Source organism: Massilia genomosp. 1 (assembly GCF_011682185.1).
Classification (GTDB): domain Bacteria; phylum Pseudomonadota; class Gammaproteobacteria; order Burkholderiales; family Burkholderiaceae_D; genus Telluria_A; species Telluria_A rubra.
Window position 1 is genome coordinate 1 of sequence record NZ_WHJF01000629.1, and the last position, 252, is coordinate 252.

Genomic DNA, 252 nt, shown 5'->3' on the forward strand with positions numbered 1-252 from the left:
GCGTTCGGACTCGCGCTCGGCCATCACCTCCAGTATCTTGTGTTTAAGGCGCCAAGCGGTGCGATAGCAGACACCGAGGAGGCGCATCAGCTCCAGCGCCGCCACATTGTTCTTCGCTTGCGTGAGGTAAGCGGTCGCTCAGCGGCGTTATTGCGCGACCCGATGGCGATCTGGAGAATGCATCCCTGGTGACAAACGAATCCCAGGGAGATGGCAATGGACGCAGGTAAGCGGGCAGTCAAGCGGGTGAAC

Annotated in this window: 1 pseudogene; it reads right to left on the reverse strand. The window is 60.3% G+C overall.

Annotated elements, in window-relative coordinates:
• Positions 1-126 (reverse strand): annotated as a pseudogene (locus F1735_RS35100) (IS1595 family transposase); the annotation flags it as partial.
• Between the last annotated feature and the right edge of the window lie 126 nt (positions 127-252).